Origin of the sequence: Campylobacter sp. 107 (assembly GCF_002383835.1) — a bacterium.
Lineage (GTDB): Bacteria > Campylobacterota > Campylobacteria > Campylobacterales > Campylobacteraceae > Campylobacter_D > Campylobacter_D jejuni.
Genome location: NZ_NXBA01000016.1, coordinates 24,406 through 38,158, shown reverse-complemented (window position 1 = coordinate 38,158; position 13,753 = coordinate 24,406). Strand labels below are relative to the sequence as shown.

Annotated in this window: 14 protein-coding genes; 8 read left to right on the top strand and 6 right to left on the bottom strand. The window is 30.6% G+C overall.

The genetic code is table 11. From position 1 onward, the window contains the following. Window positions 1-34: 34 nt before the first annotated feature. Genes BGS40_RS01090 through BGS40_RS01080 form a run of 3 tightly spaced genes read left to right on the top strand, consistent with a single transcriptional unit; the run spans window position 35 to window position 2,955 of the window. Window positions 35-760 carry a plasminogen-binding N-terminal domain-containing protein gene (locus BGS40_RS01090; protein ID WP_052781687.1) on the top strand — a complete coding sequence of 242 codons (726 nt, stop codon included), beginning with the start codon at window positions 35-37 and terminating at the stop codon, window positions 758-760. A gap of 2 nt (window positions 761-762) precedes the next feature. Further along, entirely contained in the window at window positions 763-2,145 is a 1,383-nt protein-coding gene (locus tag BGS40_RS01085) for an FAD-linked oxidase C-terminal domain-containing protein (protein ID WP_096738244.1), read from the top strand. A gap of 3 nt (window positions 2,146-2,148) precedes the next feature. Next, window positions 2,149-2,955, top strand: coding sequence for a YihY/virulence factor BrkB family protein (locus BGS40_RS01080; protein ID WP_057095918.1), 807 nt, complete (start codon window positions 2,149-2,151; stop codon window positions 2,953-2,955). Here BGS40_RS01080 and BGS40_RS01075 read toward each other — a convergent pair. The 4 genes from BGS40_RS01075 to BGS40_RS01060 are packed head-to-tail and all read right to left on the bottom strand — an operon-like array spanning window position 2,899 to window position 6,824. Beyond that, entirely contained in the window at window positions 2,899-4,158 is a 1,260-nt protein-coding gene (locus tag BGS40_RS01075; RefSeq protein WP_002873165.1) for a ComEC/Rec2 family competence protein, read from the bottom strand. The two genes, BGS40_RS01080 and BGS40_RS01075, sit on opposite strands and share 57 nt — an antisense overlap. After that, on the bottom strand, window positions 4,158-4,715 hold the full coding sequence (locus BGS40_RS01070; protein WP_052781688.1) for a DedA family protein: 558 nt from the start codon (window positions 4,713-4,715) through the stop codon (window positions 4,158-4,160). Before BGS40_RS01070 ends, BGS40_RS01075 begins: the two co-directional genes overlap by 1 nt. A gap of 8 nt (window positions 4,716-4,723) precedes the next feature. Next, window positions 4,724-6,277 (bottom strand): ribonuclease Y, encoded by a 1,554-nt coding sequence (rny, locus tag BGS40_RS01065; RefSeq protein ID WP_002853829.1) that lies wholly within the window; start codon window positions 6,275-6,277, stop codon window positions 4,724-4,726. Further along, on the bottom strand, window positions 6,198-6,824 hold the full coding sequence (locus tag BGS40_RS01060) for a 5-formyltetrahydrofolate cyclo-ligase (protein WP_002860439.1): 627 nt from the start codon (window positions 6,822-6,824) through the stop codon (window positions 6,198-6,200). Before BGS40_RS01060 ends, rny begins: the two co-directional genes overlap by 80 nt. An 82-nt stretch (window positions 6,825-6,906) precedes the next feature. Here BGS40_RS01060 and BGS40_RS01055 point away from each other — a divergent pair, with 82 nt between their 5' ends. From BGS40_RS01055 to BGS40_RS01035, 5 genes are all read left to right on the top strand, one after another. Continuing rightward, on the top strand, window positions 6,907-7,464 hold the full coding sequence (locus tag BGS40_RS01055) for a TlpA family protein disulfide reductase (RefSeq protein WP_087704744.1): 558 nt from the start codon (window positions 6,907-6,909) through the stop codon (window positions 7,462-7,464). Further along, entirely contained in the window at window positions 7,464-8,330 is an 867-nt protein-coding gene (ftsY, locus tag BGS40_RS01050) for a signal recognition particle-docking protein FtsY (RefSeq protein WP_002852840.1), read from the top strand. Before BGS40_RS01055 ends, ftsY begins: the two co-directional genes overlap by 1 nt. Then, the gene (radA, locus tag BGS40_RS01045; protein ID WP_096738243.1) at window positions 8,330-9,670 is read left to right on the top strand and encodes a DNA repair protein RadA; all 1,341 of its coding nucleotides are present in this window, start codon (window positions 8,330-8,332) and stop codon (window positions 9,668-9,670) included. Before ftsY ends, radA begins: the two co-directional genes overlap by 1 nt. 68 nt (window positions 9,671-9,738) lie before the next feature. Continuing rightward, window positions 9,739-10,419: a F0F1 ATP synthase subunit A gene (locus BGS40_RS01040; RefSeq protein ID WP_002852750.1), complete on the top strand. Its 681-nt coding sequence runs from the start codon at window positions 9,739-9,741 to the stop codon at window positions 10,417-10,419. Then, window positions 10,416-10,607, top strand: coding sequence for a membrane protein (locus BGS40_RS01035; protein WP_002914249.1), 192 nt, complete (start codon window positions 10,416-10,418; stop codon window positions 10,605-10,607). Before BGS40_RS01040 ends, BGS40_RS01035 begins: the two co-directional genes overlap by 4 nt. Before the next feature lie 21 nt (window positions 10,608-10,628). Here BGS40_RS01035 and metF read toward each other — a convergent pair whose 3' ends face one another. Both metF and metE read right to left on the bottom strand, forming a co-directional pair. Next, entirely contained in the window at window positions 10,629-11,477 is an 849-nt protein-coding gene (gene metF / locus BGS40_RS01030; protein ID WP_052793735.1) for a methylenetetrahydrofolate reductase [NAD(P)H], read from the bottom strand. Window positions 11,478-11,486: 9 nt separating this feature from the next. Beyond that, window positions 11,487-13,751: a 5-methyltetrahydropteroyltriglutamate--homocysteine S-methyltransferase gene (gene metE / locus BGS40_RS01025; RefSeq protein ID WP_096738242.1), complete on the bottom strand. Its 2,265-nt coding sequence runs from the start codon at window positions 13,749-13,751 to the stop codon at window positions 11,487-11,489. Window positions 13,752-13,753: the final 2 nt, after the last annotated feature.

The window sequence follows — 13,753 nt, the reverse complement described above, 5'->3', positions numbered from 1 at the left end:
TATAATTCTATAAATTTTTATTTAAGGAGCAAATTTGTTTAAAACTATAGTATGTTTTTTAGCTTTAAACCTTAGCCTCTTTGCGGTTGGATTTGATTTAAAACCCATAAAAAGTGAACTTGTAAAAGTTGATGATATTTATGGTTATATTAAAGATAGTGATGATATAAAGCTTTATTCAAGTGGTGTGGTAATACAGCGCTTTAAAAATTCGCAAAGTATCATCGCTAGGGCAAGTGTCATAGATAAAAAAGATGGTTTAGTGAAATTAGAATTTAGTGTTTTTTCAGCTCTTAAGCAAGATGCTTTGCCTTTGCCAAATGTTTTACCTAAAGTAGGTGATGAGGTTGTTTTAAATTTTCTTTATGATAGAGGATTGGTAATTGCTCCTGATGAACAAACTTATAATGAACTTGTTAGAGAATTTCCGCAGATATATTTTACCCATATTGATATTTTTGGAGCACAATTAATTAGAACGGCTACTCTTTCTCCTAAGCGTTCAGATTTTAGGCAATTTTGTGATGATAATGCGGTCGGCATTTTGGTTGTGGCTTTGGAAAATCATGCAGAAGTTGTGGATTGTCAAGATTTTAATAAGCTTTATGAAGTGCCTATAAGCAAGCCAACTAGCGTTCAGGTTCCTTTTTATTCTCGTATAGGTGGATATAAAAGTAATTTTTTTGATTTTAACTCTCAAGAAATAGGAAATTATTATAGGTATTATGATGCTTTGATTAATCTTCCTAAGGTGCAATAAACATGAAAAAAGAATTTGAACAATATTTTAAACGATTTTTAGGAGAAGAAAACGCTTATTTTGATGAAATTCACAAAAGAGCTTATAGCTATGATGCGACAAAAAAACATTATTTACCCGATGGGGTTCTTTTTCCAAGAAATGAAGAAGATATTGCTCAAATTTTAAAATTTTGTAATGAAAATAATATCATAGTCATACCGCGAGGCTCAGGATCTGGTTTTACAGGAGGAGCTTTAGCTGTTAATGGCGGGGTGGTGCTTGCTTTTGAAAAGCATATGAATAAAATTTTAGAAATTGATCTTGAAAATTTAGTGGCTGTTGTGCAACCTGGGGTTATTAATATACATTTACAAAAAGAAGTGGCTAAATATGGACTTTTTTACCCACCTGACCCTGCTAGCATGGAGTATGCAAGCTTAGGGGGTAATGTAAGCGAAAATGCTGGGGGAATGAGAGCTGCAAAATATGGCATCACAAAAGATTATGTGATGGCTTTAAGGGCTGTTTTGCCTAGCGGAGAAATCATTCGTGCAGGGAAACGCACTATTAAAGATGTAGCAGGTTATAATTTGGCAGGAATTTTAATCGCTAGTGAAGGTTCTTTGGCAGTTTTAAGTGAGCTTACTTTAAAATTAATACCTTTGCCTAAATTCAAAAAAACTGCTTTTGCTATTTTTCCAAGTGTAAAAAGTGCTATGAATGCGGTTTACAAAAGTCTTGCTAGCGGTGTAAGTCCTGTATCTATGGAATTTTTAGACAATCTTAGCATTAGAGCGGTTGAGAGCAAATTTAATAAAGGTTTGCCTATAGAAGCTGGAGCTATTTTGATTGCTGATGTGGATGGTAATGTTAAAGAGGCTATTGATGAGGATTTAAGAAATTTAGAATATTATTTTTTAGAAGCTGGCGCTAGCGAATTTAAAATAGCAAAAGATGAACAAGAAACCGCAGATATTTGGTTTGCTAGAAGAAATTGTTCTCAAAGCATTGCCATGTATGGAACTTTAAAACTTAATGAAGATATTACAGTTCCGCGTTCTAAACTACCTACTTTGCTTGAAGGTATAGATGAGATTTCTAAAAAATATGGTTTTAAAATTCCTTGTTTTGGACATACAGGGGATGGAAATGTGCATACTAATGTTATGGTTCCTGATAAAAATGATAAAGAGCAGGTGAAAAAAGGCTATGAAGCTGTGGAAGAGATTTTTAAATTAACAGTGAAACTTGGAGGAACTTTAAGCGGAGAGCATGGTATCGGACTCTCTAAGGCACCTTTTATGAATTTAGCTTTTTCTGAAGCCGAAATGAATTTAATGAGAAATATTAAAAAAGCTTTTGATCCAAATAATATACTAAATCCTTTTAAAATGGGACTTTAGAAGGTGAAAAATTTTTTTACTATTTTACTAAATTTGCGTGATAAGGAAATTTTAAATTATGCAGCAGCGCTTAGTTTTTATACTGTATTATCTTTAATACCTATTTTATTTGTATGTTTTTCTGTTTTTACGCAAATTTCCAGCTTTAAAGCTTATTATGAAAAAGCAAAGCAAGTAATTTTTGCTTTTTTAATACCAACGCAACAAGATGTTGTTGCTACCTACATCGATACTTTTTTAAAAAATAGTGTAAATTTGGGTATTGTAGGTCTTATTGCTATGGCATTTACTTCTTTAGCTTTTTTTTCAGGCTATGATTTTGTAATCAATCGCATTACTAAAAATGAACCTAAAGGACTTTGGCAAAGTATTAGTTCTTATTGGACTCTTTTAACTCTTGTTCCTTTGGGGCTTGGGCTTAGTTTTTATATTTCAGGTTTTATCCAACAAACTTTAGATGATTATAAAATAGGGTTTAATTTTTTTGAAATTTTACCCTTTGTAATTATTTGGGGTTTATTTTTTATATCTTATTCAAGTTCTGTTTATAAGGGAACTCTTAAAAGTTTAGCTTTAGTATCTTTTGGAGCGGGTGCTATTTGGTATATAGGAAAAAATTTATTTGTATATTACGTGGTATATAATAAAACATACGCTAGCGTTTATGGATCTTTTTCTACTATTTTATTCTTTTTTATTTGGATTTATATTTCTTGGATTATTTATCTTTTTGGGCTTAAACTCTATTATTTTCTAAATCACAATCATAATGAAGGGAATAAAATTCGCAAAAATACAAAGAAAAGCTAGATATTTAAATCGCACAGAGATTAAAGAAGCAATAAGATAACTTATAAAAATCCAAAATGGGATATGGATATTAGTTCCATAAATTTTAAATTTAAAAAATTCATCTAAGATAAAATTGAGCAAATCTCCATAGTTTATAAGATGCAAAAATAATACTAAAGGATAAAATATTACAAAAATTCCACTCAAAATAATACCTAAAATTTGTTGGTAGCTTATAAGTGGAAAAAAATAAAGCACAGGTAAAACCATAGCAAAAAAAGTCCAAATATTAAGCAAAATAATATTTATAAGATTATTAAATTTATTTGCAAAATGATGCATATATAAAAAAATATAAAAAACACCTAAAATAGAAAATAAAAATCCAATACTAAATAAAAGTCTAGGGTAAAGAGAAATGCACAATAAAATACTACAAAAAAGCGTAACGAAATTAATGATTTTTATATTTTTACACAATAGATAAAAAACCCAAAAAGCCATAATCAAGGAGCGCACAAAAGAAGGGACAAATCCTATTAAACAAGCATAAGCTAAAAGTAGTGCAAAAATTAAAATACTTAAATCTAAACGTAAATTTCTATAAGGAAAATATCTTTTTTGGAAAAAACTATAAATTGGAGCTAAAATAAAGAAAATTAAACTAAAAAGTAAGCCTATGTGATAACCGCTAATTGCTATAAGGTGTGCTATGCCGTAGTAATTTACATCGTTTCTAAGCTCTAAAGATATGGGCAGTGCAAAAAATAAAGCACCATAAAATTCTTTAATCTTTTCATTTGTATGTTGATTTAAGAAGTAAGATATAATGGGATTGTATTCTTTTTCTTTTAATTTTTCAAAATCATAAGAAGGTGCGTAAAAACTTTTGCTCAGATAGTCTTTAAAGTTAATATTATGGGTGATAATTCTAAGGCTTAAAAATTGATTCTTGCTTAAATTTAAATCCTTAAAACTTGTAGTATAAAAAGTGAAGTTTTCAGTTTGTAACTTTAAAACCCAGTATTTTTTATTTTTTTTATTATATTTTATATATTGGTGCGTTAATAGAGCGTTGTCTATAAGGTAATGTTTTTGGTTTTTAAAGTTTAAAAAATTATTATATTCTAAAAGGATATTAAAAATAAAAATAACAACAACAGAGAAAAATAAATAATGAAATTCTTTAAAAGAGTAAGAAAAAGAATTCCATAGAGACATTATTTTTTAGAAAATTTACTTAAATAAAGCCAAATTATTCCGGCTAAAAATAATAAAAATAAAGGAGCAACATAAGGATATAAACTCAGTTTATCAAAAATTGCTTCAATAATATACCCAAAAGTATAAGCAGCAAAACCTAGAACAATAGCCCATGCCAAACTAGCTAGAGTATTGATAATAAAAAATTTAATAAAATTATATTTTGCCATACCTGCAGCTATGGGAATGAAAGTTTTTAAACCATAAATAAATTTTTGAGTTACAAGTAAAATAATTCCATGTTGTTTTGTTTTTATCATAGCAAGGGCTATTTTGCGTCGGTGTTTTTTAAAATAAGGCATAATGTCTTTTTTATAATATTTTCCAAGTATAAAAAGCAAAGTTGAACCTATGGTATTAGCAATAAAAGCAAGAGCAATGCAAAAACTAAGATCCATTTTTCCTTGAGAACTTAAAACTCCTGCAGCTAAAATTCCAACCATCCCACCCCCTAAAGAGTAAAAGAATAAAACAATATAACCATATTTTATTAAAGTATCAATCATATCTTGCATAATAAACCTTATTTAGCGTATTCTACAGCTCTAAGTTCACGTATAACATTGACTTTAATTTCACCAGGATATTGCATTTTTTCTTGAATTTCAGCTGCTATTTCCTTAGCTAAAAGTACACTTTCATCATCATTAACAAGCTGAGCATTGGCTATGACGCGAATTTCTCTTCCGGCATTGATTGCATAGGCATTTTTAATTCCTTCTTTACTTTTAGCGATATCTTCTAGCTCACTGACTCTTTTTAAGAAAGCTTCTAACACTTCTCTTCTAGCTCCAGGTCGTGCAGCACTTAAAGTATCTGCTGCACAAACAGCTGCTGATTCTATGCTTGTAGCTTCTTCGTGTCCATGATGTGCGTAAATAGCATTGATTACTACAGGATGCTCTTTGTAGCGTTTGCAAAGTTCTGCACCTAAATCCACATGAGATCCTTCAAAATCATGGGTTAATGCTTTTCCTATATCATGTAAAATTCCCGCACGACGTGCTAAATTCTCATCTCCACCACACTCAGCAGCAATGATTCCTGCAAGATGAGCCACTTCCAAAGAATGTGCTAAAGCGTTTTGTCCATAGCTTGCTCGGTATTTGAGTTTTCCTATGAGTTTTACAATTTCAGGGTGTATTTTATTTAAACCTAGATCCATAACTATGGTTTCGCCTTCTTCTAGAATGGCACTATCAAATTCTTTACACACTTTTTCGTGAATTTCTTCTATGCGCGCGGGTTGAATTCTGCCATCTTCAACTAAAAGTTCTATAACTTTTGTAGCAATAGCACGGCGATAAAGATTAAAACAACTTACTATAATAGCACCTGGTGTATCATCGATGATAATATCAACACCTAAAACCATTTCCAAGGTTTTAACATTGCGCCCTTCTTTACCAATGATACGTCCTTTAAGTTCATCGTTTTTAATGTTAATAACATTGATAAGTCTTTCAGCTGCAAATTCACCTGCAAAACGAGAAGTAGCTTGAGCAATGATGAAATTAGCTTTTCTTTTAGCTTCATTTTTTGCTTCTTCTTCATATTTTCTTACTATATGTGCAATTTGCTCGCGAGAATTTTCTTCTACTTTTTTAAGAATGATTTCTTTGGCTTCATTTTGTGTAAGTCCTGTCGAATGTTCTAAAATTTTTAAAACATCGTCAAGTTTTTCTTGATATTTATTTTTTAATTTATCAACATCAGATTGTAAGTCTTGAATGTGTTTTTGTGACTTGCAAAGGTATTCTTTATCTTCTTTTAGTTTTTCTTCTTCTTGCTGAAGTTTTTGTTCTTTTTTAGAAAGATCATCAAATTTTTGATTAAAATCTTTTTGAATTTTGTGAGTTTTTTCTTCGTATTTTTTTTTAACTTCTAATTCTGCATTAAGAATTGAATTTTTTGCATCTTTTAAAATAAGCTCCGCTTCGTATTCTATAGCTTTGGCTTTAGCTTTGGCTTGTTCTACGAAAATTTCATATTTGGCATCATTGATTTTTTTTGCAACTAAATATCCTATACCGAGTCCGACTATAGCGGCTATAAGTGCGATAAGTGATTCTATCATTTTTTCTTTCTTTCTTGTAATATTTTTTATAAGGGTTTATGTATAATTTTCCTGAAATATCATGCTTTTGTGTTAGATTATTTTGACTTAAAGCATCTATACTTTGGACAAATATTATATGAGGTTTGTAATTTAAATTTTCAAAAAATCTATCATAAAAACCTTGCCCATGTCCTATTCTTTTTAAATTTTTATCGACGCCAATTACAGGCACAATAGCTAAATCAATTTTTGCTTTAAAAAAAGAATCTATAGGCTCTAAAACCCCAAACCTTTTTTTAATAAAAGGCAATCTTAATTTTACAATTTTTAAACTTTTATCTTGCATAAATGGAACAAAAAGTTTGTAATTTTTATTAAGAATATGGCGAAATTTTATTAAGTTTGGTTCATAATGCAAAGGAATAAAAATTAAAATATTTTTAGCTTTAAATAGTTTTATTATTTTAAGACATTCTTTAAATATTTTATAATCTTGTTTGAAATTTAGTTTTGAATGTTTGAAAAGGCGTATTTTTTGCAATGCTCTAAAATCTGTTTTTTCCATTAATATGCCTTTAAAAAAATATTATCTTATGTATGTTATAATTTTAGCATTTTTATAAAGAAGAATAAAGGATTGATAAATAATGAAGATTAAAAAAATACTTTTACTAGTGGCAATATCTTGTTTGTTTGTTGCTTGTAGCAATGATAAAGAAAAACAGCAAAATGATGTAAATTTAAGCACCGAGGCAAGTATAAATCAAAGTGATGATATGAATTTTAAACTTAATTTGATTGATGGAGGATCAATTTCAGTTAAAAAAGAAAATGTCGTTTTAAATTTCAACGATGAAGATAAGGCAACTTTGTTTGTATTTTTTACCACTTGGTGTACCCCTTGCATTGCTGAAATCCCTCATCTTAATAAATTACAAGAAAAGTATAATAATGATTTTAATATAGTTGGGGTTTTGTTAGAAGATAAATCTAACGATGAGATTCAAAAATTTATAGAACAGTATAAAATATCTTATAAAGTCGCTAATGGTGAAAATAACTATCTTTTAGCTAAAGCTTTAGGTGGGGTAAATGGAATTCCTACCATGTTTCTTTACAACAAGCATTCTAAATTGATTAATCAGTATTTAGGGCTTATTCCTGAAGAAATGCTAGAAATCGATATACAAAAGGCTATACTTTAATGTTTAATTTTTTTAAAAAAGGACTTGCAAAAACTCTTGAAAATATTGTTGGGATTAAAGGAGAGAATAAAAAGATAACCAAAGATTTGCTTGAAGAAATTTTGCTTGAAGCAGATGTAAGTTATGAAATAGTTGAAGAGATAATTTATTATTTACCACCTCAAAATGAAGTAAAAAAAGAAGATTTAAAGCGTGTTATGGGTTCTTATTTTCTTTATGAAAAAAAAGAAACTAATCAAGAAAAACCTTTTGTAGAGCTTATTTTAGGAGTAAATGGAGCAGGAAAAACAACAAGTATTGCCAAACTTGCTTATTTATATAAAAACCAAAATCAAAAAGTGATTTTAGGAGCGTGTGATACTTTTAGAGCAGGTGCGATTGAACAATTAAAACTTTGGGCGCAAAAAGTGGATGTAGATATAGTTTTAACTGCACAAGGGCATGATCCTTCAGCGGTTGCTTTTGATACCATCTCTAAAGCAAAAGCAAAGGATTTTGATAGAGTTATTATCGATACAGCAGGGCGTTTGCAAAATCAAAAAAATTTAGCCCATGAGCTTGAAAAAATTGTGAGAATTTCAAACAAAGCTTTAGAAGGTGCACCCCATAGAAAAATTTTAGTTTTAGATGGAACACAGGGAAATGCTGGAATTTTACAAGCTAAAGCTTTTAATGAGCTTGTAAAACTTGATGGTGTGATTATCACAAAGCTTGATGGGACAGCTAAAGGGGGTGCACTTTTTAGTATAGCAAGAGAGCTTGAGCTTCCTATTTTTTATGTAGGCGTGGGTGAGCAAATGACGGATTTGCAAGAATTTAATGCAAGTGCTTATTTAGATACTTTATTAGATCCTATTTTTGAATAATGGCAAAAAATAAAGCACTTTTTGAATGTCAAGCTTGTGGAAATCAACAAAGCAAATGGCTTGGAAAATGTCCTGATTGTGGAGCTTGGGATAGTTTTGTAGAATTAAAAGCTGAGCAAATTAAAGTTTTAAAAGAGCTTGCGCAAGTTAGTATGAAAACAAGTGAAGCTGTTTGTATTGAAGATGTGGAATTAGAATATTTTACAAGATACAGCACAGATGATAATGAGCTTGATTTGGTTTTAGGCGGAGGGCTTGTTGAAGGTTCTTTAGTGCTTATAGGCGGAAGTCCAGGTGTGGGAAAATCTACGCTTTTGTTAAAAATTGCTTCAAATTTAGCTAAACAGGGTAAAAAAGTGCTTTATGTCAGTGGCGAAGAAAGTAAAGCTCAGATTAAATTAAGAGCTGATCGCCTTGAGGCTAATACTCCGAATTTATTTTTACTTACTGAACTTTGCCTTGAAAATATTTTAGAAGAATTACACAAAAAGGATTATAGTATTCTTATCATTGATTCTATACAAACTCTATATTCAAATAAAGTCACTTCAGCAGCAGGAAGCATCACTCAGGTGCGTGAGATTACTTTCGAACTTATGCGTGTTAGCAAGGCTTATAATATCAGTACTTTTATCATAGGGCACATTACTAAAGAAGGTGCTATAGCAGGACCTAGGGTTCTTGAACATATGGTGGATGTGGTGCTTTATTTTGAAGGAGATGCCACTAAAGAAATTAGACTTTTAAGAGGCTTTAAAAATCGTTTTGGTGGAACGAATGAAGTAGGTATTTTTGAGATGACTACTAAGGGTTTGATCAGTGCAAAAGATTTGGCAAATCGTTTTTTTACTCGTGGAAAGGCTATTTCAGGAAGTGCTTTAGGTGTTGTGATGGAAGGATCTCGTGCTTTGGTTTTAGAAGTTCAAGCTTTAGTGTGTGAAAGTTCTTATCCAAAACGTAGCGCTACAGGGTATGAAAAAAATCGCTTAGATATGCTTTTGGCTTTGCTTGAAAGAAAACTTGAAATTCCTTTAGGGCATTATGATGTATTTGTAAATATTAGCGGCGGAGTAAAAGTAAGTGAAACTGCTGCGGATTTAGCTGTGGTTGCAGCTATTATTTCAAGTTTTAAAAATCGCCCTTTGAGTAAAGATAGTATTTTTATAGGAGAACTTAGTTTAAATGGAGAAATTAGAGAGGTTTTTAGCCTTGATACGCGTTTAAAAGAAGCTAAAATGCAAAAATTTAAAAATGCTATTGTTCCTTCTAAGCCTTTGGAAGATATAGGGCTTAAGTGTTTTGTTGCTAAAGAACTTTCACAAGTTTTAGAATGGATGTAAATTTTCATTAAAATATAAGTAAGATTTTGCTAAAATTCCGAATTTAGAATAAAATTTTCGAGGAAACCATGAAAGATTTATTTTTATTTAGCTCTTTGCTTGATGCAAGTCATACTTTTTCTTATTTTTTTCACATAGGTTTGGTAGCTTTAATTGCTGTTATAGTGGCTATGATGGCTACTCGTTCTATGCAACTTGTTCCCCGCGGTATGCAAAATTTAGGTGAGGCTTTTTTAGAGGGAGTTTTATCTATGGGTAGAGATACCATGGGAAGTGAAAAAGGTGCAAGAAAATATCTTCCTTTGGTTGCAACTTTGGGGATTATAGTGTTTTTTAGTAATATTATAGGCATAATACCTGGTTTTCATTCTCCAACTGCAAGTTTAAATTTGACTTTGTCCTTAGCTATTATAGTTTTTGTATATTATCATTTTGAGGGTATTAGGGCACAAGGTTTTGTAAAGTATTTTGCTCATTTCATGGGACCTATTAAACTTTTAGCTCCTTTGATGTTTCCTATAGAGATAGTCTCTCATCTTTCTCGTGTGGTTTCTTTGTCCTTCCGTTTGTTTGGAAATATTAAAGGTGACGATTTATTTTTGATGGTAATTTTAGCTTTAGTTCCTTATATAGCTCCGCTTCCTGCTTATGTGCTTTTAACTTTTATGGCATTTTTACAAGCTTTTATTTTTATGATTTTAACTTATGTATATTTAGCAGGTGCAACTGTTGTTGAGGAAGGTCATTGATCTATATTTTAGAATTTTTTAAAGGTGCATCTTTAGCTTTAATGCTTTTTGGTGCACTTTTCTTCTTTTTTAAATATAATTCTTTTTTCTATCTTTGCTTGGGTATTATACCAGGTTTGCTTTTATCTTTAATTTTTGTTTTACTTATAGAAAACCATAAGCTAAAAAATGAAGATAAGTTAAGATAAAAGCAAAAAATAGTTTATTTTCTAAGCATGAAGCTCTTCTTTAATCAAATGCTTTACAGCTTCATAAATTTTAATAGCCGCTTTGGATTTATTCATAGTATAAAGATGAATTCCATCTACACCACTTGTGATTAAATCGACAATTTGATCGCAAGCATACGCGATACCTGCATCTTCTAAAGCCAAAGTATTATTTTCATATTTTTCTAAAATTTTAACAAATTTAGGAGGGATTTTAGCTCCGCAAAGTTGAGAAATTTTTAAAACCTGTCTTTTGTTAGTAATAGGCATAATACCTGCGTAAATAGGTATGTCAATACCTGCTAAAGCACAATTTTGTTTAAAAGTATAAAAATCTTCATTATCGTAAAAAAGTTGAGTAATGAGCTTATCTGTTCCTGCATTTACCTTAGTTTTAAGATGGTGTATATCCTCGATGAAATTTTTAGATTCATTATGTTTTTCAGGATAGCATGCGGCATAAATTTCAAAGTATTCTTGTTTTTTTATAAAAGAAATTAAATCACTAGCATAAGAAAAATCTTTGCTTTTTTCTAAATTTTCACATATATCGCCTCTTAGGGCAAGAATTTGATTAAGATTTTTTTCTTTGCATTTTTGAAGTATCTGAGTGATTTTTTCTTTACTAGAATGGATGCAAGGTAAATGTACTATGCTAGGAATTTGATATTCTTCCTGGATTAAGCTCGCAATTTCTAAAGTGTTTTGTGAGTTAATAGAGCCTGCTGCGCCAAAGGTTACGCTGATAAAATTAGGGCTTAATTGCCCTAAATCATCTAAGATAGCATGAAGATTTTTGATATTTTCATCCTTTCTTGGTGGAAAAACTTCAAAAGAAAAATTGCACATAAAAACTCCTTATAATTGTTTTCGTATTTTTTGCGTAGCCGTAACTAAATTTTTAAGAGAGGCTATGACTTCTTCATAGGCTCTTGTTTTAAGCCCGCAGTCTGGATTGATCCAAATTTGTTCTTTAGGTAATTTGTTTAAAATTTTTTCTATAGTTAAACTTAGTTCTTCTACGCTTGGAACTCTAGGGCTATGTATATCATAAACTCCTGGCCCTACTTCAGTTTTAAAATGAACAGCTTTTAGAGTATCTAAAAGACTTAAGTTTGATCTTGAAGCTTCAAAAGAAATCACATCAGCATCCATAGCGTCAATTTCTTTTAAGATGTCGCTAAATTCGCTATAGCACATATGAGTGTGAATTTGAGTTTCAGCTTTTACCCCGCTATGCACAAGATTAAAAGCAGGAATAGCCCAATCTAAATACTCGCTATGCCAATCGCTTTTTCTTAAAGGCAGTTTTTCACGTAAAGCCGCTTCATCAATTTGTATGATTTTTATACCTGCATTTTCAAGATCTAACACTTCATCTCTTATAGCTAAGGCAATTTGCTCAGTACTTTCTTTTAGACTGATGTCTTCTCTTGGAAAGGACCAATTAAGTATGGTTACAGGCCCAGTTAGCATGCCTTTTACGATTTTTTGACTTAAACTTTGTGCAAATTTAGACCAAGCTAAGGTAATAGGCTTTGTGCGTGATACATCACCCCAAATTACAGGAGGCTTAACACACCTTGTGCCATAGCTTTGAACCCAGCCATTTTGAGTAAATAAAAAGCCCTTTAAATTCTCTCCAAAATACTCCACCATATCATTTCTTTCAAATTCTCCATGCACTAAAACATCAAGTCCTATTTCTTCTTGAATTTGTATGCATTCTTTGATTTTTTGTTGGTTAAATTCAGTGTAGTTTTGAGCTGAAATTTTTTCTTGCTTAAAGGCAAGGCGATTAGATCTTACATCAGCACTTTGAGGAAACGAACCTATGGTTGTGGTTGGTAAAAGAGGGAGTTTTAAAAATTCTTTTTGGATTAAGGCGCGTTCTTTAAAACTAGGCGTTCTGGTAAAATCTTCTTTTTTTAAAGCCTTAAGCCTTGCTTTGACTTTTTCATCTAAACGCTCTGGGATATTTTTAAAAAGCTCTTGATTGGCTCTAAAGAGCGGATTTTCTTCGCTAGAATTTAGAATTTCTTTTAAATCTTTAAGTTCTTGAAGTTTTTCTTTAGCAAAGGAAAAAAGTTTAAGATAGCTTGAATCTAATTTGCTTTCAAATTCAGTGCTATAAGGCACATGTAAAAGTGAGCAAGAAGTGTTTAAGATGATATTTTGTGTATATTTTTGAAGCTCTTTAATAAGCTTTAGGCTTTTAGCATAATCATTAGTATAGATATTTTTGCCATTAATAAGACCTGCAAAAAGGATTTTATCTTTAGCAAAGCCGTATTTTTGAACTAAGGCTAAGCTTTGTTTACCTTCGATAAAATCAAGACCCAAAGCATCAAATTTGCTTTCTAAAAGTTTAGGATAAATATCTCTTAAGTCTCCAAAATAGCTTTGAAGTAAAATTTTAAGATCTTTTTTGTGATTTAAAAGTTCTTGGTAAAATTCTTCAAACAAAGCGATATCTTCCTTGCTTAAATCATAAACCAAATAAGGCTCATCAAGTTCAAGCCATGTCACTTTAAGTTCATTTAGTTTATCAAAAAGCTCTATGTAAGCGTTTAAAAGCTTTTCTTTGGCGAGTTTTTGAGTTTTTTCATCTTTAAAGGCAATGAGCTTAAAAAGTGTGAAAATGCCTATTAAAACGGGCTTACTTTCTATGCCAAGTTCTTTAGCTTCAAGGTATTCTTTAAAAATTTTATCTCCTGTTAAAGCTATAATATCAGCATTATCGCACTCAGGCACCAAATAATGATAATTTGTATTGAACCATTTTTTCATTGCTAAGGCTGTAACATCTCCATTTTCTCCTTGATAACCTCGACTTTGAGCAAAGTATTCATCTAAAGCATCTAAATTTAAATTTTTATACTTTGTATGAACAATGTTAAAAAGCACAGCCGTATCTAAGACATTATCATAAAGTGAAAAATCATTACTAGGGATAAAATCAATACCAGCTTTTTGAATTTCTTGCCAGTGTCTAATCCTTAAATCCTTAGCACTTTTTAAAAGCTCCTCTTTTGAACTTTGGTTTTTAAAGTATTTTTCAATAGCAAATTTTAATTCTCTATTTACACCTATTCTTGGATAAGAAATGATTGAATTTTTCATAT